The sequence below is a fragment of the Xanthomonas translucens pv. undulosa genome, assembly GCF_017301775.1.
GTDB classification, from domain to species: domain Bacteria; phylum Pseudomonadota; class Gammaproteobacteria; order Xanthomonadales; family Xanthomonadaceae; genus Xanthomonas_A; species Xanthomonas_A translucens.
This window is the reverse complement of sequence record NZ_CP063993.1, coordinates 760639-785041: the sequence shown is the minus strand read 5'-3', so window position 1 is coordinate 785041 and position 24403 is coordinate 760639. Positions and strand designations below refer to the sequence as shown.

The following is a 24403-nucleotide window of genomic DNA, read 5'->3' as shown; positions in this document are numbered from 1 at the left end:
GATGAGCATGCAGCCGCTATTGCTTGCTGGCCGTTGGCAGCCGTCGCTGGAAGCGCGCGGCAGCTTCCACGCCGAGGACCCGCGCGACGGCAACGCGTTCGGCCCGGAGTTCCCGGTCAGCGGCGCCGCCGATCTGGAAGCGGCCTTGAGCGCGGCGGTGCTGGTCGCCGACGCGCTGGCCGCGGCCCCGCCCGAGCGCATCGCCGTGTTCCTCGATGCCTACGCCGCGGCGATCGATGCCGACGTGGAGCAGTTGGTCGCACTGGCGCATGCCGAGACCGGCTTGCCGGTCGAACCGCGCCTGGCCAAGGTGGAGTTGCCGCGCGCAAGCGGCCAGCTGCGCCAGGCCGCGCAGGCGGTGCGCAGCCATAGCTGGACGCAGCCGGTGATCGATACCGCGGCCGGCCTGCGCGCGCAGCTGGGGCCGTTGCACAAGCCGGTGCTGGTGTTCGGCCCGAACAATTTCCCGTTCGCGTTCAACGCGGTGGCTGGCAGCGATTTCGCCTCGGCCATCGCAGCGCGTAATCCGGTCATCGCCAAGGCGCATCCGTCGCATCCGGCCACCAGCCAACGCCTGGCGCAACTCGCGCACCAGGCGCTGCTGGACAACGGCCTGCCGGCCGCGGCGGTGCAGTTGCTGTACCACTTCGACAACACGCTGGGCCTGGAACTGGCCGGCGATCCGCGGCTGGGCGCGATCGGTTTCACCGGCAGCCGTGCCGGCGGACTGGCGCTGAAGGCCGCGGCCGACCGTGCCGGGGTGCCGGCCTACGTCGAGCTGTCCAGCGTCAATCCGGTGTTTTTGCTGCCGGGCGCGCTGGCCGAGCGCGGTGCGGCGCTGGCACAGGAATTCTTCGCCTCGTGCACGATGGGCAGCGGCCAGTTCTGCACCAATCCGGGCATCGTGGTGGTGTCCGAGGGCGAGGCCGGCGATGCGTTCGTGGCCGCGGCCAGCGCGCACTTCACCGCCGCTGCGCCGAGCCTGCTGTTCTCGCGCGGCGTGCTCGAGCACTTGCAGCGCGGCGTGCTCACGCTGCGCAATGCCGGCGCCAGCGTGCTGGCCGGCGGCGAAGCCGCGCCAGCGCCGGGCTACCGGCATGCGCCGACCCTGCTGGCGGTGTCGGCGCAGGCCTTCCTGCAACAGCCCGAGGCGCTGCAGACCGAGGCGTTCGGCCCGGTCAGTCTGGTGGTGCGCGTTGCCGGTCTGGCGCAGATGACCGCGTTGGCGCACAGCCTGGAGGGCAACCTCACCGGCACCGTGTACCGCGCCGCCGACGGCAGCGACGATGTGCTGTTCGCCGCGCTGGCCGCCGCGTTGCGGCCGCGGGTCGGACGCCTGATCTGCAACAAGATGCCGACCGGCGTGGCGGTCAGCGCGGCGATGAACCACGGCGGGCCGTACCCGAGCACCGGCCATCCGGGTTTCACCGCGGTCGGCATGCCGGCCGCGATCCGCCGTTTCGCCGCATTGCACAGCTACGACGGGCTGCCCGATGCGCTGCTGCCGGAACTGCTGCGCGACCGCAATCCCGGCGGCGTGCAACGGCTGATCGACGGCCAGTGGAGCAGCGCCGACGTGGAGCGCACTGCATGAGCGCAACCGCGCAGCAGATCGGCGGGCTGAGCCTGGCCATGGCGCATGCGCAGCTGGCGCCGTGGCCGACGCCGGCGCCGCCGATCCAGCCGCAGGAATACCAGCAGCGGCTGGCACGGGCGCGCGTGCTGCTGCGCGCGCAGGGCGCCGATGCGCTGCTGATCGGCGCCGGCGCCTCGCTGCGCTATTTCACCGGCGTGGCGTGGGGCGCCAGCGAGCGCCTGGTGGCGATGCTGCTGACCGCCGAAGGCGATCCGTTGCTGATCTGCCCGGCGTTCGAGGAAGGCTCGCTGGACGCGGTGCTGCGCATCCCGGTGCGCAAGCGGCTATGGGAAGAACACGAGGACCCGCACGGGCTGGTCGCCGAGGCGCTGAGCGAACTCGGCGCGCAGGCGCTGGCGCTGGATCCTGGCATCGCCTTCGCCGTGCACAGCGGGCTCAGCGCGGTGCTGGACCGGGTCGCGATCCGCGACGCGACGCCGATCGTGGATGGCTGCCGCATGCGCAAGTCGGCGGCGGAACTGGCGTTGATGCAGCAGGCCTGCGACATGACCCTGCAGGTGCAGCGGCTGGCCGCCGGGCTGATCCACGAAGGCATCACCACCGCCGAGCTGGTGCGCTTCATCGACCAGGCGCATCGCGCGCTCGGCGCCGACAACGGCTCCACCTTCTGCATCGTGCAGTTCGGCTATGCCACCGCGTACCCGCACGGAATTCCAGGGGTGCAGGCCTTGCGTGCGGGCGAACTGGTGCTGATCGATACCGGCTGCACCGTGCACGGTTACCACTCCGACATCACCCGTACCTACGTCTTCGGCGAACCGAGCGAGAAGCAGCGGCGCATCTGGCAGCTGGAGCACGACGCGCAGGCGGCCGCGTTCGCCGCGGTGCGTCCGGGCGTAAGTTGCGCGGCGGTGGACCAGGCGGCGCGCGAGGTGCTGCAGGCGGCCGGCCTGGGCCCGGACTATCGCCTGCCGGGATTGCCGCACCGCACCGGCCACGGCTGCGGCATGAGCATCCACGAGGCGCCGTACCTGGTGCGCGGCAATGCATTGCCGCTGGCGCCGGGCATGTGCTGCAGCAACGAGCCGATGATCGTGGTGCCGGGCGAGTTCGGCGTGCGCCTGGAAGACCATTTCTACGTCACCGAACACGGCGCGCAGTGGTTCACCCCACCGTCGCCGGCGATCGACCGGCCGTTCGCCTGATGCGCGCGGCGCTCGCCATGGCAGCGCCGCCGCACCGGGTTCACTTGCCTAGCGGAGTCCACCGATGAGATTCGCTCGCCTGTTCGTCGCCTGCGCGCTGGCCACGGCGCTGCTGGTCGCCTGCCAGCCGGCCACGCCGCCGCCGCCCACGGCCGCGGCGGCGGCCACGCCGGCGCGCACTCCCGGCCAGGCCTTCGCCGCCTTGCTCGACGCGCAATGGCAGTACCAGCTCGAACACCATCCGGAGTTCGCCAGCATCATCGGCGACACGCGCTACAACGACCGCTGGAGCAATTATTCGCCGGCGGCGTTGCAGGCCGAGCGCCAGGCCACCGCGGATTTCCTGAAGCGGTTCGAGGCGATCGACGGCAAGGAACTGTCGGCGCAGGATCAACTGAGCCTGCAGATGATGCTGCGCCAGTTACGCGACCGGCTGGAAGCGATCGCGCTGAAGAACGACGAGATGCCGCTGGAGCCGGTCGGCGGCATCCAGCTGACCTTGCCGGGCTACGCGCAGGCGTTCCCGTTCGCCAGCGTCAAGGACTACGAGGACTACATCAAGCGTTTGCAGACGATCCCGGCCTTGCTCGACCAGGTGGTGGCGCTGTCGCGCGCCGGCGCCAAGGACGGGCTGCTGCAGCCGAAATACCTGCTCAAGCGGATCCCCGCGCAGGTGCGTGCGATCGCCGCGCCGGCCGGCGCCGATAGCCCGTTCGCGCTGCCGCTGAAGAATTTTCCCGATGCGGTGCCGGCGGCCGAGCGCACGCGCCTGCGCGAGGCCATGCTCGCGGCGATCGACCAGCAGGTGCGTCCGGCCTACGCCAGGCTGGCCGATTTCGTCGACGACGAATACGCGCCGCAGGGCCGCGCGCAGGAAGGGCTGTGGTCGCTGCCCGATGGCGAGCGCCGCTACCGCTATGCGATCCATACCCAGACCACCACCGACAAATCGCCCGAGCAGATCCACCAGATCGGCCTGGCCGAAGTGGCGCGCATCGAGGGCGAAATGCGCGCCATCGCCAGCCAGCTCGGCTATGCCGACCTGGCCGCGCTGCGCAAGGCGGTGGCGCGCGACCGCAAGTTCTTCGCCAGCTCGCGCGAGCAGATCCTGCAGCGCTACCGCGACGACATCGCGCAGATGCAGCCGCAACTGCCCAGGCTGTTTGGCCACTTGCCGAAGACGCCGCTGGAAGTGCGCGCGATGGCCGAGTTCCGCAGCACCGCGCCGGGCGCGGAGTATTGGCAGAGCGACGCGCAAGGCAGCAAGCCGGCGCTGGTGATGGTCAACACCAGCGACTACGCGCAGCGCACCCTGGTCAACATCGAGGCCACCGCCTACCACGAGGGCGTGCCCGGCCATCACCTGCAGATCTCGCTGGCGCAGCGCCTGCCGTTGCCGCCGTTCCGGCAGCAGTCCAGCTACAACGCCTACGTCGAAGGCTGGGCGCTGTATGCCGAACGCCTGGGCAAGGACGTGGGTTTCTATAAAGACCCTTACAGCGACTACGGCCGCCTGGCCGGCGAACTGCTGCGCGCCAACCGCCTGGTGCTGGACACCGGGGTGCACTACAAGCGCTGGACCCGGCAGCAGATGATCGCGTTCTTCCACGCGCATCCGTCCGACGACGAACCCAGCATCCAGTCCGAGACCGACCGCTACATCGTGTGGCCGGGCCAGGCGCTGGGCTACAAGCTCGGCGAGCTCGACATCCTGGCGCTGCGCGAGAAAGCCAAGCGCGAACTCGGCGCGCGCTTCGACATCCGCGCCCTCCACGACCAGATCCTCGGCGGCGGCGCGATGCCGCTGGACCTGCTCGACGCACGCATCGACGCCTGGATCGCGCAGGCCAAGGCCGGCGCATCCGCCACTCCGGAGAAACTGCAATGAGCCCGAATTCCCGACTCCGTACGCCACTGCTGCTGGCCATGCTGTGCGCGCTGGCAGGGCAGGGCGTGGCCACTGCCGCCGAGCCCGCGCGACCGGCGGCCGCAGCGGCGAGCAGCGACGCTAGCGCACGCTTCAAGGCGCTGTACCTGCGCGAGTGGACATGGCGCCAGCAGCAGTCCGCCGGCGCCGACGACGAAGACAGTCAGGGCCAGGCCGCCGACCATTTGCCGAAGGTGGATCCGGCCACGCAGAACCTGCGCACCGCGTACTGGCAGCAGGTGCTGCGCGAGCTGGAGGCGATCGACCCGGCGCAGCTGTCGGCGCAGGACCAGGTGAACTACCAGGTCTACCGGCAGCAGTTGCAGGTGCTGCTTGACCAGCAGCATTTCCGTGCCTGGGAGATGCCGTTCAACAGCGACAGCGCGTTCTGGAGCGACCTGGGCTTCACCGCGCGCAGCACCCTGCACAACCGCGAGGACTACCAGCGCTACCTCGGCCAGCTGGCCGACATCCCGCGCTATTTCGACGAGCAGATCGGCAACATGCGCGCCGGCCTGGCGCGCGGTTTCGCGCAACCGAAGGTCACCCTCGACGGCCGCACCGAGTCGATCGCCGACGTCGCGCAGGCGCAGGGCGAGGACAACCTGTTCTACGCCCCCTTCAAGCAGATGCCGGCGACGATTCCCGCCGCGGTGCAGGCGCAGCTGCGTGCGCAGGCGCAAGCGGCGATCGCCAAGCAGGTGGCGCCCGCCTACGCCAAGCTGCTGCGCTTCATGCGCGAGGAATACCTGCCCAAGACGCGTCCGGCGCTGGCCATCGAGTCGGTACCCGACGGCGCGGCCTACTACCGTGCGCAGATCCGCGAATACACCACGCTGGACATGACCCCGGAGCAGATCCACGCGGTCGGCCTGAAGGAAGTGGCGCGCCTGCGCAAGGAGATGGACCAGACCATCGTCGACAGCGGCTTCAAGACCCCGGCCGGGCAGCAGACCTTCCCCGCGTTCCTGAACTACCTGCGCACCGATCCGCGGTTCTACGCCAAGACCCCGGAGGAACTGCTGAAGGACGCGGCCTGGATCGCCAAGCGGGTGGACGCCAAGGTCGGCGACTACATCGGCCGCCTGCCGCGGCGCCGCTTCGCGATCGAACCGGTGCCGGCGGAACTGGCGCCGTTCTACACCGGCGGCCGCGGCGGCCCGGGCATCTACCTGGTCAACACCTACGACCTGCCGTCGCGCCCGCTGTACAACCTGACCGCGCTGACCCTGCACGAGTCCTCGCCCGGCCACGCGCTGCAGATGCCGCTGGCGGCCGAGCAGGACAACCTGCCGGACTTCCGCCGCTACACCTTCATCTCCGCCTACGGCGAAGGCTGGGCGGTGTATTCGGAGTACCTGGGGCAGGAGATGGGCCTGTACGACACGCCGTACGACCGCTTCGGCTACCTGACCTACCAGATGTGGCGCGCATGCCGGCTGGTGATCGACACCGGCATCCACCACTACGGCTGGACCCGCGAGCAGGCGCAGGCCTATCTGCGCGACAACACCGCGCTGAGCCAGCACGAGGTGACTACCGAGGTGGACCGCTACATCGCCTGGCCGGGGCAGGCGCTGTCCTACTACCTGGGCGAACTGAAGATCATCGCGTTGCGACGCAAGGCCGAGGCCGCGCTGGGCGAGAAATTCGACATCCGCGCCTTCCACGACGCGATCCTGGAAACCGGCTCGGTGCCGCTGCCGGTGCTGGAGCAGCGCATCGACCGTTTCATCGCCGAGGGCGGGAAGTCGCCGTGGGGCGCCGCGACGGACACACCGACGGCGCCATGACGAACGCGTCGCCACGCGCCTGGATGGCGAACGGTTCTTGTCGCGGTTCGTTGCCATGGGGTGTGCCGCGTCGTACCGACGATCAGCCACCTCAACCACGAGCAGCGGGGGTACCATGACCACACAAGGCAAGTTCCACAAGCGTCTGAGCCTGACCGACCTGACCTTTATCGGGCTCGGTTCGATCTTCGGCTCCGGTTGGCTGTTCTCGGCCAGCCATGTGTCGGCCATTGCCGGCCCGGCCGGCATCGTGTCGTGGATCGCCGGCGGTGTGGCGGTGCTGCTGCTGGGCCTGGTGTATTGCGAACTGGGCGCGGCGCTGCCGCGTGCCGGCGGGGTGGTGCGCTACCCGGAGTATTCGCACGGCGCGCTGCTCGGCTGGCTGATGGGCTTCATCACCCTGATCGCGTTCTCCAGCCTGATCGCGATCGAGGTCGAGGCGGCGCGGCAGTACGCCGCGGCCTGGTTCCCTTCGTTGAACCAGGCCGGCAGCACCCATCCCAGCGTGGCCGGCTGGCTGCTGCAGCTGGCGCTGCTGGTGGCGTTCTTCATGCTCAACTACTTCAGCGTCAAGACCTTCGCCACCGCCAACAACATCGTCAGCGTGTTCAAGTTCCTGGTGCCGCTGCTGGTGATCGTGCTGCTGATGGCCCACTTCAATCCGCAGAACCTGCACGTGCAGGGCTTCGCCCCGTCCGGCGCGGCCGGCGTGGAGGCGGCGATCTCGGCCGGCGGCATCATCTTCGCCTACCTGGGGCTGACCCCGATCGTGTCGGTGGCCAGCGAGGTGCGCGATCCGCAGCGCAACATCCCGATCGCGCTGATTCTGTCGGTGGCGCTGTCCACGGTGATCTACGTGCTGCTGCAGCTGGCGTTCCTGGGCAGCGTGCCGACCGCGTACCTGAGCCAGGGCTGGGGCGGCATCGACAAGGCGTTCGCGCTGCCGTACCACGACATCGCGCTGGCGCTGGGCATGGGCTGGCTGGCGGCGCTGGTGATCTGCGATGCGATGATCTCGCCCAGCGGCACCGGCAACATCTACATGAACGCCACGCCGCGCGTGGTCTACGGCTGGGCGCGCAGCGGCGGTTTCCTGTCGGTGCTGACGCGGGTCGATGCCAAGTCCGGCATCCCGCGTCCGGCGCTGTGGCTGAGTCTGGCGCTGTCGGTGTTCTGGACCCTGCCGTTCCCGTCGTGGGACACGCTGATCCAGGTGGTGTCGGCGGCGCTGGTGCTGAGCTATGCGGTGGCGCCGGTGACCGTGGCGGCGTTGCGCCGCAGCGCGCTGCAGTTGCCGCGGCCGTTCCTGTTGCGCGGCTTCGCCGTGCTCGGGCCGCTGTCGTTCATCGTCGCCGCGCTGATCGTGTACTGGTCCACCTGGAGCACGCTGTCGTGGCTGCTCGGCCTGCAGGTCGCGATGTTCGCGCTATACGTGCTGTACACGCTGCCGAGCGCGGCCGGGCGCGCACAGCTGTGGCGGCAGGTACGCGGCGCGCTGTGGCTGATCGGGTTCTTCGTGCTGGTGCTGCTGGTGTCCTACCTGGGCAGCTTCGGCGGCACCGGCCAGATCGCGCATCCCTGGGACACGCTGAGCGTGGCGGTGATCGCGTTCGGCTGCTACCACTGGGGCGCACGCACCGGCTTGCGCAGCGACCAGCTGGCGCTGGAAGAGGACGACGGGGAGTAGGTTGCCCGCTTTTTGTAGGAGCGGCTTCAGCCGCGACAGCAGGCTGCAGAGCACCTGTCGCGGCTGAAGCCGATCCTACAGAAGGGCAGGAAATTCAGGGGATATCGGAAGGTAATGAACAGATTCGCTGCATCGATCGTGCTGGCCGCGGCGTCCTTCGCCGGCCACGCCCAGGCCGCGCCGAGCGTGGCCGACTACCAGCGCTCGCTCGGCCTGCGCGAGGCGTGGATGACGCTGACCGAGAACGTCGCGTGGCCGGCGCAATGGCGCGACGGCGGCACGTTCTATTATCGCAAGACGGTGCCCGGCGGCTTCGCCTTCGTGCGCGAGGACGTGGCCACTCAAAGCAAGCAGCCGGCGTTCGATGCGCTGCGGCTGGCGCGCGGGCTGAGCGCCGCGGCCGGCACCGAGTACCCGGCGCTGCGCCTGCCGTTCGAGCGCTTCAGCTATGTGGCCGATGCCGGCCGCGACAACGCCGCGATCGCGTTCCAGATCGACGACGCGCCGTGGCGCTGCACGTTGACCGACTACGTGTGTGCGCGCGCGGACACCGGCCCGCAGCCGCGGCCGCGCGGCTTCGGCGTGGTCCGCGATCCGGCGGTGGCCGCCGACAACACGCCGCATCGCTCGCCGGACGGACGCTGGGACGCGTTCGCCGACGGCCACGATATCGTGCTGCGCAGCGTCGCCGACGGCCATGTGCTGCGCTTGAGCGACGACGGCCGCGCCGACGACTTCTACGATCCGGAAACGCTGGCCTGGTCGCCGGATGCGCAGCGGCTGGCGGTGTACAAGGTGCGTCCGGGGTTCGCGCGGCGGGTGACGCGGGTGGAGGCGGCACCGCCCGGCGGCGGCCAACCGCGCGTGCGCACCCAGCTGTATCCCAAGCCCGGCGACGCGGTGGATCTCGAGCGGCCGGTGCTGTTCGACCTCGCCGGCGTGTCCGCAGGCGCCGGCGCGCGGCGCATCGCCATCGACGACGCGCTGTTCGTCAATCCCTACCAACTGTCGCCGATCCAGTGGCGCACCGACGGCCGTAGCTTCGTGTTCGACTACGTGCAGCGCGGGTTCCAGCGCATGCGCGCGATCGCGGTGGACGCGGCCAGCGGCCGCGCGCACGTGGCGGTGGGCGAGGACGCCAGGACCTTCGTCTACGCCGACCGCAGCTACCGCCACGACGTGGACGGACTCGGCAAGCAGATACTGTGGATCTCCGAGCGCGACGGCTGGCGCCATCTGTATCTGTTCGATGGCGAAAGCGGCAAGCTCAAGACGCAGATCACCAAGGGCGCATGGATCGTGCGCGACGTGCTGCGCGTGGACGATGCGCAGCGCCGCATCTGGTTCTCCGCCAGCGGCATGGACGCGGGCAAGGACCCGTATTACCGGCAGCTGTTCGCGGTGGATTTCGACGGCCGCCACCTGACCCGGCTGACCACCGCCGATGCCGACCACGACGTGGCCATCGCCGACGACGGCCGCCACTACGTGGACACCTATTCGCGCCCGGACCTGCCGCCGGTGATGGAGCTGCACGCCATCGACGGCACGCTGCTGCAGGTGGTGGAGCGCGGCGACATCGGCAAGCTGCAGGCCGCCGGCTGGAGCGCGCCGCAGACCTTCGTGGCCAAGGGCCGCGACGGCCGCACCGACATCTGGGGCATGGTGGTGCGCCCGCGCGACTACGACCCGCGCAAGACATACCCGGTGATCGAGAACATCTATGCCGGCCCGCACGACAGTTTCGTGCCCAAGACCTTCTGGCCGTTCGGCTACCACTCCGGCGGCGACAAGCAGATCGGCATGCAGGCGCAGGCCGACCTGGGCTTCATCGTGGTGATGATCGACGGCATGGGCACCGCCAACCGCTCCAAGGCGTTCCACGACGTGGCCTGGAAGAACCTGGGCGATTCCGGTTTCCCCGACCGCATCGCCTGGCACAAGGCGCTGGCCGCGCAGGATCCGTCCTACGACATCTCCCGCGTCGGCATCTACGGCGCCTCGGCCGGCGGGCAGAGCACGCTGGGTGCGCTGGAACGGCATCCGGGCTTCTACAAGGTGGGCGTGGCGTTCGCCGGTTGCTACGACAACCGCATGGACAAGATCAGCTGGAACGAGCAGTGGATGGGCTGGCCGGTGGACGCCCGCTACGCCGCCGCCTCCGGCGTGGACAATGCGGCCAGGCTGCGCGGCGAGTTGCTGTTGATCGTCGGCGAGCAGGACAGCAACGTCGATCCGGCCTCGACCGCGCAGGTGGTGGATGCGCTGATCAAGGCCGGCAAGGAGTTCGACCTGCTGAACGTGCCCGGCGGCGAGCACACGGTCGGCCGCTCTACTGGCCCGATCGACTACGTGCAGCGGCGCCAGTACGACTTCTTCGTGCGGCATCTGCTGGGCGCGCCAACGCCGCGCTGGAATGCGATTTCCCCAGGAGACGCGCACTGACCGATCGCCATCCGCACGCCCTTGTAGGAGCGGCTTCAGCCGCGACCGTTGCTTCCGGAACCGCAGTTCCTCCGGCGCCGGTGTCGCGGCTGAAGCCGCTCCTACGCAGAGCGTCGTCGATCGTTCGCTACGCCGTGCTGGCCCTGCTGCTGCCGCTGCTCGCCCACGCCGAAGAGATGCCCCGCTACGTCAGCCGCGACGGCCACCACGCGCTGTTCGTCGACGGCGCGCCGTACAGCATCATGGCCGCGCAGCTGCACAACTCCAGCGCCTGGCCGCAGGTGTTGCCGCAGGCGCTGGACGCGGTGCAAGCGCTGCATGCGAACACGGTCGAGGCGCCGGTGTACTGGGAACAGTTCGAGCCGGAGCCGGGCCGCTACGACTACCGCAACGTCGATGCGCTGGTCGAGCAGAGCCGCGCGCGCGGGCTGCGTCTGATCGTGCTGTGGTTCGGCACCTGGAAGAATGGGCAGATGCACTACGTGCCGGAATGGATCAAGCGCGATCCGGCCACGTATCCGCGCATGCGCGATGCCAAGGGCGAACCGGTGGACGTGCTGTCGCCGCATGCGCCGGCCAATGTGCAGGCCGACGCGCGCGCCTTCGCCGCGCTGATGCAGCACCTGCGCAAGATCGACGCCGGCCGCTACACGGTGATCGCGGTGCAGGTGCAGAACGAGCCCGGCGCGATCGGCACCGTACGCGACCATGGCGCCGCCGGCGAGCGCGCGTTCGACGCCGCCGTGCCGGCGGACGTGCTGCAGCGGCTGGGCAAGCCGGCCGGCAGCTGGCGCCAGGTGTTCGCCAGCGACGCCGAGGAAATGTTCAGCGCCTGGAGCAACGCCAGCTACATCCAGCAGGTCGCCGCCGCCGGCAAGGCCGCCTATCCGCTGCCGCTGTACGTGAACACCTGGCTGCGCTACAAGGGCCGCACCAAACCCGGCGAGGAATATCCGGCCGGCGGCGCCACCTGGAACGTGTTCGACCTGTGGCGCCTGGCCACGCCGGCGATCGACTTCATCGGCACCGACATCTACACCAGCGACTACGACGAATACACCAAGGTGGTCGGCCAGTACGTGCGCGCCGACAACCCGGCCTGGGTGTCGGAGACCGGTTTCGAGGCGGCCACCGCGCCGTACCATTTCCACGTGCTCGGCCGCGGCGGCATCGGGTTCTCGGTGTTCGGCATCGACGGCAACGAGGACAGGCCGGACAACCAGGCCGCGATCGCCGCGCACGCGGCTGGTTTCGGCCTGCTGGCGTCGCTGCAGCGCGAACTGGCTGCCGGCGCGTTCGCTGGCAGGTTGCAGGCGGCTGTCGAGAAGGTGGGCGTGCCAAAGCAGAGTCTGCGTTTCGGCGCATGGCAGGCGCAGGTATCGTTCGGCGCGCCGGGTTGGGGCGAGGCGCCGGCGATCCTGCCTGGCACGGCGCAGCACGACGGCCGCGCGCTGGTGCTGGAACTGCAGCCAAACGTGTTCCTGGTCACAGGATTCAATTCCCGCGTTGAATTTGTGCGCGACCGGGCCGATGGCAAGTACGGGCAACTGCTGCGCGTGGAGAAGGGCCGCTACGTCGATGGCCAGTGGCAGGTCGTGCGCCTGTTGAACGGCGACGAGACCGACTACGGGCTCAACTTCCGGCGCAGCGATCCCTACGTGCTGCGGGTGACCGTGGGAACCTACTGACCTTGCGGCCGCGCTGCGACCGCCCGACGAGCAAACGCGCATGAGTTCCATCGCCTCGGTGTCCTTGATCGCCCTGTCCGGCATGCGCGCCGCCGCATCCGGCCTGCAGGCGCGCGCCAACAATGTCGCCAACGCCGCCACCGAAGGCTTCCAGCGCCAGGTCACGGCCAATCAGGAAACGCCCGGCGGCGGCGTGAGCGTGCAGATGCAGGCCGCGGGCGGCGAGGGCAGCGACCTGGTCGACGACGTGGTCGGCGGGCTGTCCGCACGCAATGATTTCCAGGCCAACGCGCGCATGCTGCGCACCGCCGACGACACCCTCGGCAGCCTGCTAAACGTCCTGGCCTGAGGCCACGCCGCTCATCCTTCTCCCATCGGGACCATGGCCCCCTTCTTGGGGGAAGGTGCCCCGAAGGCGCGGATGAGGGTATGGGCGAAGCCTCGCGACCCCGCTCCTGCGCAAGCCCCGAGCGCACGCACGCAGCCAAGTACAGCGCCTGCGCCCCACCCAAGGCTATGCAATTTTCCGCACCGATCCTCGACACAGCGCACAAGACGTGGCTGCGTCTGCAGCGCACGATGATGCACTATTGCTCATCGGGGGACGGTACATGGATCGCAGAGATTTCCTGCGTCAGGGGTTGGCGGTCGGCGCAGTCGCCGGTGTCGACGCCCTGGCCGGCGGCATCGCCGCGCCCGCCAACGCCGCGCCGTCCACGCCGCCAGCGCCGGCGGCGCCACGCCTGCAGCCGCTGGCCGCCGATGCGCTCGCCGGCCACACCCTGCAATGCCGCTTCACCGAGGCCGGCGCGCAGTGGCAGGTGTACGAAGACCTGCGCCGCGCCGACGGCGATCTGACCCTGCTCGGCCCCGGCGGCGCGCTGGTGCTGGGCAAGCGCACCGAAGCGGTCTACCCCAGCGCGCAGGCGCCGTATTTCGGCATGCAGCTGGCCGAGGTGGCGATGGCCGAGGCCGACCTGCTCGCCGACCGCCTGCTGCGCGACGGCGACCCGCGCGCCGACCAAGTGCGCGACGCGGCGCCGCCGCCGGCCTCGCAACTGGACCCCAAGGACTACAACGGGCGCCTGCCGTGGACCACCTTTGTCGGCACCCGCGAATGCGCCGATACCATGCCGGTGTATCCGGACGGCCGCACCCGCTGCTATCGCGCGCTGCACGCCTTCCCCGAGCTGGCCAAGGCCGAGCTGGTCGCCCGCCGCCACGAAGGCCTGATCGGCGGCTGGATGCCGGCGGTGCGCAAGGTGGTGCCGGCCGGCGAGGGCCGCTACTACGATGTGCTGCTGTTCGCCGACGTGCTCGCCAGCGATCGCTTCATCGTGCAGACCTGGCACCGCAGCGCGCTGGTCGAGCACGGCCAGGTCACCAAGGTGGTGTACGGCTACAGCTATCCCGACTATCCGCCGCGGCGCGGCCCGCGCAGCGCCGAGGACTTCTACCGCGGCCTGCTCGCCTTCGCCGGCTACTGGCAGGGCCTGCTCGCCGACACCGTGCAGGCGCAACTGCCCGATGCCAGCTGGAGCGACATGGCGCGCTTCGCCTTCGCCCGCGAGCTGGTGGTGCGCCCCGGCGGCACCTATCCGAAGTACGGCGCGGTCGATCGCGACTACTACGGCAATGAATACGACGGCTTCCAGGACACCTTCACCAGCTCGCTGTACGCGAACCTGGAGTGGGGCCGCTTCGCCCAGGCCGCGGCGGTGCTGGACGGCTACTTCAGCGATTTCGTGCAGGACGACGGCATGGTCAACATGCGCGGCGCAGAGACCGGCCAGTTCGGCCTGACCCTGTCGCTGCTGGCGCGCTACCTGCACTACACCGGCGATGCGGCGCTGCTGCGCAAGCACCGCGGCAAGATCGCCGCCACCGCGCAGATCCTGCTGGAACTGCACGAGGCCAGCCTGCAGCTGCCAGCCAAGGCGCCCGGGCATGGCCTGATCCATGGCTGGAACGAATCCGACGCCTGTCTGTTCCCGGATCCGACCCTGTGGTGGAAGCCGTACTACGCCAACAGCGCGCTGGCGATCCGCGGCTGGCAGGACATCGCCGCGGTGTGGACCGCGATCGCCGGGCCGGGTGCGCAAGCCGCCGCGGCGCAGTGGCGGCGGCGTGCGCAGCAATTGACCGCGCAACTGCACAAGACCCTGCGCAGCAATATCCGCCGCGACCTCACGCCGGCCTACATCGGCCCGCTGCCGGGAGTGAAGCTGACCTTCCGCCAGTCGCTGCAGCAGGAGAGCCCCAGCGAGCAGGGCTGGCCGCACCGCGCCTACGCCGAACTGCTGCAGGCCGACGTGCTGCCCGCCGACCTCGCGCACCTGGTCATCGACTGCGTGCGCGGCCATGGCGGCACCAGCCTGGGCGTGGTCGGCAACATCGCCCCGCCCACCCCGGAAGGGCGCGACCTGCTCGGTTTCATTTCCTACGGCTACGCGCAGCAGCTGCTGCGCCTGGACCGGATCGAGGAATACCTGCTGTTCCTGTACGCGCACCGCTACCACGTGCACACGCGCGGCAGCTGGACCGCGGGCGAGGTCAGCGGCATCACCGGCGGCATGCCGCTGTTCTGCATCCCGGCGCAGATGACCATCCCGCTGCTGTTGCGCTGGATGCTGGTGTTCGAGGACAGCGCCGGCGAGGCGCTGTTCCTGGCGCGCGCGCTGCCGCGCGACTGGCTGGGCAGTGGTGAGCCGATCGCGATCGCTGCCGCGCCGACCCGCTGGGGCGCGGTGTCGCTCAGCCTGCGCGGCGATCCGGCCAGCAAGCGCATCGACGGCACGCTGACCCTGCCTGCGCAGGCGCCGGCGCGAACCTGGCTGACCCTGCGCGTGCCAGCCGGCACGCAGCTGCGCGAGGTGCTGATCGACGGCCGCGCTGCGGCCTTGTCCGGGCCGCGCAAGGAGCGTGTGCAGGTGCCTGCCGGTGCGGCGCGGCAAATGACGATTTCAGCTGTCTACGGCTGAGTGGCGAAAAAGTCGGAAATATCCCGTCGGGCATCGCGAAGTGCGAGATTCCGCACGTTTGACCGATAAATAAGACAAGACCAAGCCGTTACGATACGCGCACATTGTGTCGGTGCAATGAAGCCTCCGGGGGAGATTCCTGCACGATGCAGCGCCGCACGCAGCGGCGCCGGCGGCAGCTTCCGCTGCCACCACGCCCTGCGCGCGACACCCTGTTCCGTTTCGCCACCGATCGCTGGCGATGGGGACGGCGGCCCGGGGAAGGGCGGCCGGCCCTGCCGACCGCCATGCATCGCCGCTCAGGAGAATCCGATGACGCTTTTGTCCGAACGCGCTGCGCCGCTGTTTCCGTCTGCATGGCGCCGCGCGCAGCGGCCTGGTCCGCTGGCAGCGGCGATCTGCACCGCACTGGCGCTGGCCGCGACCGCATCGGCGGCGCTGGCGCAGGAGGCCACGGCCGACAATGCCGCCGCCACCACGCTGGAAAAGGTCACCGTGACCGGCAGCCATCTCCGCCGCGTCGATGCGGAGACCGCCAGCCCGGTGATCACCATCGACCGGCAGCGGATCCAGGACAGCGGCCAGGACACGCTGGGCCAGCTGCTGCAGCAACTGCCGGCGATGGCCGGCAACATGCCCAACATCTCGCTCAATTCCGGCTTCAGCCACGGCCGCGCGCTGGTCTCGCTGCGCAATCTCGGCGCCGAGCGCACCCTGGTGCTGGTCAACGGCCACCGCATGGCCGGCCCGGCCAGCAGCGTCTCCGCCGCGCCGGGCGTGGACATCAATGCGATCCCGGCGGCGATGGTGGAACGCATCGAGGTGCTGACCGACGGCGCCTCCTCGGTCTACGGCTCCGATGCCATCGCCGGCGTGGTCAACATCATCCTCAAGGACAAGTACGACGGCGCCGCCGCGACCGTCGACTATGGCCAGAGCACGCACGGCGACGGCAACCGCCGTTCGCTGGGCGTGGAGTGGGGCAAGACCTGGGAGCGCGGCGGGCTGATCCTGGGCCTGAGCCGCAGCTCGATGAACGCGCTGTACGACGCAGACCGCAGCTACGCCAGGACCGCGGTGAACTACCTCGACGGCCAGGTGGTGGAACGCCGCGGCAACGGCACCCGCGCGATCCTCGGCGACGGCAGCGTGCTGACCCCCAACAGCGGCCTGGCGCCCGGCGCGGTCGATGCCGGCGATTTCCATACCAACACCATCGCCACCGATGGCTATAACTCCTATTACGGCCAGTACCTGATCACCCCGGTGCAGCGCACCAACTTCTCCGCCCACGCCAGCTTCGACTTCACCCCGAACGTGCAGGGCTACCTGGACATGTTCTGGACCCGCAGCGAGACCACCTCGCAACTGACCGCGTATGGCCTGGAACAGCCCGACGCAGCGCAGAACTACTACAACCCGTTCGGTAGCCAGTTGTTGCGCTACCTGCTGCGCTCGGAGGCGGCCAACACCCGCGTCTACACCTCGACCATGTACCAGACCAACATCGTGGCCGGGTTGCGCGGCAAGTTTGCCGACACCAGCTGGCAATGGGATGCGGCGGCCGGCTATGCGCGCTACAAGGACACCCTGGTGCGCAACGGCTTCTCGATCGCCTCGGCGCTGAACAACGCGGTCGGCGCCTCGTTCCTGGACAGCGACGGCGTGGTCAAGTGCGGCACGCCCGGCAACGTGATCTCCGGCTGTACCCCGATCAACGTGTTCAACCCGGACGATCCGGCGACCATCGCCGGGATCAAGGCCACCCAGAGCGCGGTCGACCTGATCGACGAGAGCACGATGAAGTTCGCCGAGGCCAGCGTCAACGGCGACCTGTTCGCGATGCCGTCGGGCATGGTGCAGGCTGCGTTCGGGCTGTCGTTCCGCAAGAACGGATTCGCGCAGGGCACCAGCAATCCGGTCGCCGCCGCCGATCCCGAAGGCAACTGCGATTACAACGACGGCTGCATCATGAATCAGGGCCACGACGAGACGATCAAGGAAGCCTACGCCGAAGTGCTGATCCCGCTGCTCAAGGACGTGCCCGGCGCGCAGGCGCTGAACCTCAACCTGGGCACGCGCTATTCCAAGTACGACTACTGGGGCAACACCACCAACAGCAAGGTCGCGCTGGAATGGCGCCCGATCGACAACCTGCTGATCCGCGCCACCGGCTCGCAGGTGTTCCGCGCGCCGGCGCTGGGCGACCTGTACGGCTCGCCGTTCAAATCGGTGGTGGACAATACCGGCGACTACACCGACCCGTGCAACGGCTATACCGGCGGCGGCAACGCCGCGGCCTGCGCCAACGTGCCGACCAACGGCAGCTTCGTCAACACCTCCTCGTTCAACGTGCTGACCACCGGCTCGGCCAATGCCGGCTTCGCGATCAAGCCCGAGCAGGGCCGGTCCTACAACATCGGCGCGGTCTACGATCCGGGCTGGGCGGACGGCCTGTCGGTGAACCTGGACAGCTGGCGGGTCACCCTCGACGACATGATCGGCGGCAGCGGCCTGGACCAGGTGTTGCAGAACTGCTACGACGGCCAGAGCGCGTACTGCCCGTTGATCCAGCGCAACGCCAGCGGGCAACTGGTCAACGTGACCGTGCCGTTCGCGATCAACAGCGGCAAGGTCGATATCCGCGGCGACGACATCGGCATCAAGTACGCGTTGCGCGACACCGCCTGGGGCAACTTCCAGGCCGGCGTCGATGCCACGTTCCTGTCCAGCTACAGGTTCAGCGGCGACGACCACAACTACGTCGGCGAGATGTCCAGCTACGGCAACATGCCGCGCTGGCGCGCCAGCTTCAACCTGGGCTGGGACAACGGGCCGTGGCACGCGAGCTGGAATACCCGCCTGATCGGGCCGACCACGGTCGGCAGCGCCTACGAGGACTTCTGCTTTAACACCGCCGCCGACGGCAGCTGCGTCTACTTCAAGGTCGGCACGGTGACCTACCACGACGTCTCGCTGAGCCGGAAATTCGAAAGCCTGCACAGCACGCTGTCGGCCGGCGCCAACAACGTCGGCAACCGCAAGCCGCCGCAATACTACGGCTATGCGAGTGCGGCCAATACCGACGCGTTCACCTACGACACGCTGGGGCGCTACTTCTGGGCGCGGCTCAGGACCGAGTTTTGAGGTTGTCGGCAGGCAGCGTGACCGCCGCACGAGGGCGGCCGCGCGTCGCCGCCGTGTTGCTCGCGGTGTCATTGGGCGCGGCGTGCGCTGCGGCGGCGGTCAGCGCCGTCGCCGCGGCCGATGGCGAAGCCTTGCAGGCCAGCAACGCCGCGCTCGGCTATCCGCATTTCAAGGGTACGCCGACACCGATTCCGGACAGCGGCGTGGCCTTCGCGCCGGGCGGGCATCTGCAGCGGGTGTTCGCCGCCGATCTGGCGGCCGGCGCCGGCACCGCGCCGGGCAAGGATTTCTGGATCGACCGCATGCTCGCGCGCAGCGGCACCGGCGTCGGCTTCGACGACGACAACAACTGGCTGTTCAGCCGCGGCCGCGCCGCGTACATGTACACCCACCAGCCGCAGCAGCCGGGCTTCGTCGGCGATGTGGCCTACGCGCACAAGACCGGCCACGATGCGCTGTTCCGGTTGCAGGCGGAGATCGGCGGCAAGCCGCTGCAGCTGGTCGAGGACAGCGCGCAGCGGCGGCAGACGCCGAGCTATTTCAGCAGCGTCTACACCGATGTCGGCGTTGGCGTGCGGCTGCGCCTGGTCAAGTTCATCAGCGAGCAGAACGTGGCGGTGGCCGAAGCCACGCTGTCCAGCAGCGACGGCGTGGCGCGCACGCTGACCCTGCGTGCGATCTCGCCGATGGCCACGCATGCCGACGGCGCCGAGCTCAGCGGCGCATTCGTTACCCACAACGCGATCACCACGGTATTCCCGCGCCTGTCCGGCGACGGTTTCGCGGTCGAGGGCGGTTCCATCGCGCGCCGCGTGGCAGTGCCGGCGCGCGGCGAGGCGGCCACGCTGAAGGTGCAGCTCGGGCTGGTCACGCGCGAGCTGCCAGAATCGCTGCAAGAGTACCGGCACATCGCAGCGCAGTCGCCGCAGCAGGCCTACAGCGAGCACGTCGTCGCCTACAACCGCTGGTGGGCCGACAACCTGCCGTACCTGGACACGCCCGAGGACAACATCGACAAGACGTTGTTCTATCGCTGGTGGCTGCTCCGCTTCAATTTTCTCGACGCCGCGGTGCCCGGCAACGACTACCAGTTCCCGGTGGCGATCGAAGGCGTGCTCGGCTACGACAATGCGATCGTGCTGACCACCGGCATGTTCATCGACGACCTCAAGTACCTGCGCGACCCCAGCTACGCCTACGGCTCGTGGCTGGGCGCCGGCGAGACCGCCGGTGGCGGCAAGTACGTGGACAATCCCGGCGCGACGGAGAACTGGTCCAACTCCTACGCCCAATACCTCAGCGCCGCCGCGTGGCGCGCCTACCAGCTGCACGGCGGGCCGCCGGCGGTGGCGGCGCAGCTGGCGCGCTACGCCAGCGCCGACGTGGACGCGCTGTTGCGCGCCTACGACCGCAACGGCAATGGCCTGATCGAGTACGACTGGGCGGCGATGACCGGCAACGACGCCGACGCGGTGTCCTTCGACTGGGCCAAGCAGCATGGCCAGATCCGCATGGACCGCAGCGAGAGCGCCTACGTCTACGCCAATGCGCTGGCCGCGGCGCAGGCCGCGCGGCTCGCCGGCGATGCGGCCACCGCTGTGCGCATGCAGGCGCTGGCGGCGAAGATCCGCCGCGGCGTGCTCGCCGTGCTGTGGCAGGATCACAGCGCGAGCGCCGACGGCATGGGCCTGCACGGCGACCTGCTTAAGCAGCGTCAGGCCGATGGTGCGCGGCTGCCGGTGGACTGGAAGGAGACCAACAACTACTACCCGTTCAGCGTCGGCCTGATGCCCAGGCAGGGCGATGCCGACTACGATCCCAAGTACGTGCGCGCGCTGCGCCTGTTCGCCGACGCGCGGCAGTATCCGATCTTCCCCTTCTATACCGCCAACCAGGCCGACCGGCAGGCGCGCGGCGCCGGCGGCAGCAACAACTTCTCGGTGATCAATTCCACCGTCGCCTTCCGCCTGCTCGGCAGCGCGCTGCGCGATTATTCCAGCCCGTACCTGGACGCGGGCAGCTACCGCAAGCTGCTGTACTGGAATGCCTGGGCGCACTACATCGACGGCGACAACCGCTACCCGGACCAGAACGAGTTCTGGGCGCAGGGCAGCGCCGCCGACGGCGGCAGCATCGGCTACCGCTCGTGGATCCACCACACCCAACTCGGCGCGACCAACTTCACCGTGATCGAGGACGCGATGGGCCTGCGTCCGCGCAGCGACGCCAGGATCGAGCTGTCTCCGATCGATATCGGCTGGGATCATTTCGCCGCCGACGCGGTGCGCTACCGCGATCGCGACCTGTCCATCGTCTGGGACCGCGACGGTCGCCACTACGGTGGTGCGGTACCCAAGGGCTATTCGCTGTATGTGGACGGCAAGCTGGCGTTCACCGTCGATCGCCTGGCGCATGTGCTCTACGACCCGGCCAGCGGCCGCGTGCAGGCGCTGCCGGATGCGGTCAATGCGGATGCCGCGCAGCTGCGCGTGGTCGGCGCAAAGGCCGTCGCGCTGCAGGCACCGGCGCAGGTGCGCTTCGCCGCCGATGCGCGCATCACCGCCGTGCTGGCCGACGCTGGCGTGGACACCACGCTGCCGGCGACCGCGCACAACCTCGCGCAAGGCGCGGCGGTGAGCGCCAGCGATGCCGCCGACGGTTTCCCTGCCACCGCGGCGGTGGACGGCAGCACCGCCAACGAGCCGTTCTGGGGTACGGCCGGGTCGCCGTCGCGCAGCGACTGGATCGAACTCGACCTGGGCCGGCCACAGACGCTGGACGACGTGCGCCTGTACTTCTACCGCAGTTCCTCGCCGCCCGGCGAGCAGCACGGTTTTCCTTCCGGCACCCGCGCCGGCTACGCGCCGCCGTGGCTGTACGTGCTGCAGTATTTCGACGGCGCCGCCTGGAAGACCGTGCCCGGCCAGGTGCGCGATGCGCCGATCGCGCAGGGCAATCGCAACCGTGTGCGTTTCCCGGCGTTGCGCGTGCAACGGCTGCGCGTGCTGGTGACGCATGCCGGCGCGCTGCGCACCGGGATCAAGGAAATCCAGGCCTATGCCAGCGGCGCACGGGTGCCGGCGGCCAAGTCCAATCAGGCGCCGCAGGTCGAGGCCTGGCAGCAGGATGGCGTCGGCGGCGGCGCACTGCGTGTCGTTGGCCGCGTCGGCGACGACGCGCTGCCGAACGGCAGCTTGGCGCTGCAGTGGCGCGTGCTGCAGGCGCCGCCGGGCGGCGCGGCGATCTTCGAGGAACCGCAGGCGGCCAGCAGCAGCGTGCGCTTCACCGCGCCCGGTGCCTATACGCTGCGCTTGCAGGCCGACGATGGCGCGTTGCAAGGCCATGCCGACGTGGCCGTGATCGCCGCGCCGATGCCGGTGGGGCAGGGCCTGGACGTGCAGGGCGACGCCGAGGCCAGCGCGCAGGTCACCGCCGGCCATCACCGGCTGCAGGCGCTCAACGACGGGCTGCTGCCGACGCCTGGCCAGGTGCCGGCTGCGGATCGGCGCTGGGGCAGCTGGGGCCGCGCGCAACCGGCCTCGGTCTGGGTGCAGTACCAATGGCGGCAAGCGCAGCGCCTGAATGGTGCCGCGCTGTATTTCTGGGACGACCAGCCCGATGGCGGCGTTGCGCCGCCGCGTGCGTGGAAGCTGCAATACCGCGACGGCGAGCAGTGGCGCGATATCGCGGTACGCGGCGGCTATCCGCTCGCCGCGCGCGGCGAGGCGAGTCGCGTGGCGTTCGCGCCGGTGAGCACCAGCGCATTGCGTGTGGTGCTGGATACCGCAGTGCAGGGCAACGGCCATGCCGCGGTCGGCATCGACGAATGGCAGGTGTTCGCCGAGCGCGCCGACACGACCGAGCCGATCGACGTGCGGGTGGCGCCGGGCGAGACGCCGGCCTTACCGCAGCGCATCGCCGGTTATTTCGCCGACGGCAGCTGGGCGTGGCTGGGCATGCGCTGGCCGCAACTGGATGCCTCCGCGCTGGCCGGCGAAGGCCGCGTACAGGTGCAGGGCCTGGCCGATGGTGGCGTGCCGGTCAGCGCCAGCATCTGGGTGCGCGCCACCGCGCCGGGCCAGATCAACACGGTGCAGGCGCCACCGCCGCTGCACGTGCGCGCCGGGCAGGTGCCGGTACTGCCGGCATTCGTTAGCGTGCAGTACAACGACGGCTCGCGCGAACGCGTGCCGGTGCAGTGGCCGCCGCTGGCGCCGGCCGCGTATGCCACGCCTGGCACTTCCAGCCTCGTCGGCAGCGCGCAGGGACGCGGCGGCAGCGGTCAGTTGCCGGTGCGGCTGCAGATCGTGGTCGATGCAGCGGTGGCGCCATGAGCCTGCGTCGCGCCGCGCGTGTTGCCCAGTGCATCGGCGCCTGCCTGCTGCTGGCGCTTGCCGTTGCCGCAGCGCCGGCGGCACCGTTGCCGGCTCGCAGTGTGCACAGCGCCGGCAATCCGATCCTGGCCGACGGCCGCGACTATACCGCCGATCCGGCGCCGCTGGTCGCCGACGGCAAGCTGTACATCATCGCCGGCCGCGACGAAGCGCCGCCCGACCTCAACGACTTCGTGATCCAGCGCTGGCAACTGCTGGTGACCGACGATGTGGCCACCGGCACCTGGACCCACTATCCGTCGCTGCTGCGTCCGGAACAGGTCTTCGCCTGGGCTGCCGCGGGCCGCGCCTATGCCGCGCAGATCGTGCAGGGGCCTGATCGCCGCTATTACCTGTATGCGCCGGTGGAGGAAAAGCACTCGTCCAACGCCGATCCGTTCGCGATCGGGGTGGCGGTCGCCGACAGCCCGCTGGGGCCGTGGCGCGATGCGCATCCGCAAGGGCCGATCCTGTCGCAGTCGCTACCGGTCAGGAACACCATCCAGAACATCGACCCGACCGTGCTGGTCGACGACGACGGCCGCGTATACCTGTACTGGGGCACCTTCGGTAAGCTGTTCGGCATCGAACTGGAACGCGACATGGTCACGCCCAAGGGCGCGGCGGTAGCGGTGACCACGCTGGACGGCTATTTCGAAGCGCCATGGCTGTTCAAGCGCAATGGCATCTACTACATGGCCTACGCCGGCAACCGCGCCGGGCCGGACTCCGACTGCACGCCGACGCTGTACCACGCCTGCATCGCCTACGGCAGCGCGCCGTCGCCGCTGGGGCCGTGGACTTACCGCGGGGTGATCCTGCCGCCGGTGTCCTCCACCACCTCGCATTCGGGCATCGTGCAGTTCAAAGGCCAGTGGTACCTGGTCTATCACACCGCCGATGCCAAGGGCGGCGGCCATTTCCGCCGCAGCGTGGCGATCGACCGGATGGACTGGGACGATACGCAGCAGCCGGCGCGGATCCGTCCGGTGCATGCCACCCGTGCGCCGCAGCCGGCGGTGCCGCTGCAGCGCAACGTCGCCCGCTACGCCCATGCCAGCGCCTCCAACGGCCCGGACATCCCGCATCAATACTGGATCGCCGCGCTCAACGACGGCGTGGTCAAGCGCAATCCGCTGCCGCCACAGATGTGGGGCAGTTGGACTGCGCACAATCCGCCGCAGCAGTGGATCCAGTACAGCTGGGCGCAGCCGGTGACGCTGCAGCGCAGCCGCATTGTGTTCTGGGCCGACCATCCGCCCGGCGCGAACCAAGGCGTGGCGCCGCCGGCGCGCTGGCATCTGCAATACCGCAAGGACGGGCAGTGGCTGCCGCTGGCGGAGGCGACGCGCGGCGCGGTTGCCGGCCGCGTGCAGACGTTGCGTTTCGCGCCGGTGACCACGCGCTGCGTGCGCGCGGTGTTCGATGCTTCCGGTGGCGATGGCCGCTATGCCGCGTTGGCGGTGCAGGAATGGGAAATGTGGGCCACGCGCGCGCAGCGCGTGATCCAGGCCAGCGCGGCGGATACGCAGCGCTGCGACACGCGTTGATGCATCAGGT

The 24403-nt window shown here is 69.6% G+C and carries 12 protein-coding genes; all 12 read left to right on the top strand.

Annotated features, from left to right (window positions below; genetic code table 11):
* The first annotated feature begins 1 nt into the window (after position 1).
* The 12 genes from ISN38_RS03145 (at position 2) to ISN38_RS03090 (ending at position 24393) form a co-directional block, all read left to right on the top strand.
* Positions 2-1594: an aldehyde dehydrogenase family protein gene (locus ISN38_RS03145; RefSeq protein ID WP_206712062.1), complete on the top strand. Its 1593-nt coding sequence runs from the start codon at positions 2-4 to the stop codon at positions 1592-1594.
* Positions 1591-2802: a M24 family metallopeptidase gene (locus tag ISN38_RS03140; protein WP_003465981.1), complete on the top strand. Its 1212-nt coding sequence runs from the start codon at positions 1591-1593 to the stop codon at positions 2800-2802. Before ISN38_RS03145 ends, ISN38_RS03140 begins: the two co-directional genes overlap by 4 nt.
* A 64-nt stretch (positions 2803-2866) precedes the next feature.
* Positions 2867-4690, top strand: coding sequence for a DUF885 domain-containing protein (locus tag ISN38_RS03135; protein ID WP_003465982.1), 1824 nt, complete (start codon positions 2867-2869; stop codon positions 4688-4690).
* Positions 4691-4728: 38 nt separating this feature from the next.
* Positions 4729-6522, top strand: a complete 1794-nt coding sequence (locus ISN38_RS03130; RefSeq protein ID WP_407071141.1) for a DUF885 domain-containing protein — start codon at positions 4729-4731, stop codon at positions 6520-6522.
* Positions 6523-6637: 115 nt separating this feature from the next.
* Entirely contained in the window at positions 6638-8209 is a 1572-nt protein-coding gene (locus ISN38_RS03125) for an APC family permease (protein ID WP_003465984.1), read from the top strand.
* Between the two features lie 114 nt (positions 8210-8323).
* Positions 8324-10654 (top strand): S9 family peptidase, encoded by a 2331-nt coding sequence (locus tag ISN38_RS03120; protein ID WP_206712061.1) that lies wholly within the window; start codon positions 8324-8326, stop codon positions 10652-10654.
* Positions 10655-10830: 176 nt separating this feature from the next.
* Positions 10831-12342: a DUF5597 domain-containing protein gene (locus ISN38_RS03115; RefSeq protein ID WP_108085348.1), complete on the top strand. Its 1512-nt coding sequence runs from the start codon at positions 10831-10833 to the stop codon at positions 12340-12342.
* A gap of 40 nt (positions 12343-12382) precedes the next feature.
* Complete coding sequence (locus tag ISN38_RS03110; RefSeq protein ID WP_003465986.1) at positions 12383-12691, top strand: flagellar basal body protein; 309 nt, start codon at positions 12383-12385, stop codon at positions 12689-12691.
* Positions 12692-12953: 262 nt separating this feature from the next.
* Entirely contained in the window at positions 12954-15323 is a 2370-nt protein-coding gene (locus ISN38_RS03105) for a hypothetical protein (protein WP_058358586.1), read from the top strand.
* Positions 15324-15635: 312 nt separating this feature from the next.
* Positions 15636-18470, top strand: coding sequence for a TonB-dependent receptor domain-containing protein (locus ISN38_RS03100; RefSeq protein WP_139115822.1), 2835 nt, complete (start codon positions 15636-15638; stop codon positions 18468-18470).
* Between the two features lie 53 nt (positions 18471-18523).
* Positions 18524-22804 carry an Ig-like domain-containing protein gene (locus ISN38_RS03095; RefSeq protein ID WP_206712195.1) on the top strand — a complete coding sequence of 1427 codons (4281 nt, stop codon included), beginning with the start codon at positions 18524-18526 and terminating at the stop codon, positions 22802-22804.
* Positions 22801-24393, top strand: a complete 1593-nt coding sequence (locus tag ISN38_RS03090; protein WP_003465991.1) for a family 43 glycosylhydrolase — start codon at positions 22801-22803, stop codon at positions 24391-24393. Before ISN38_RS03095 ends, ISN38_RS03090 begins: the two co-directional genes overlap by 4 nt.
* The last annotated feature ends 10 nt before the right edge of the window (positions 24394-24403 follow it).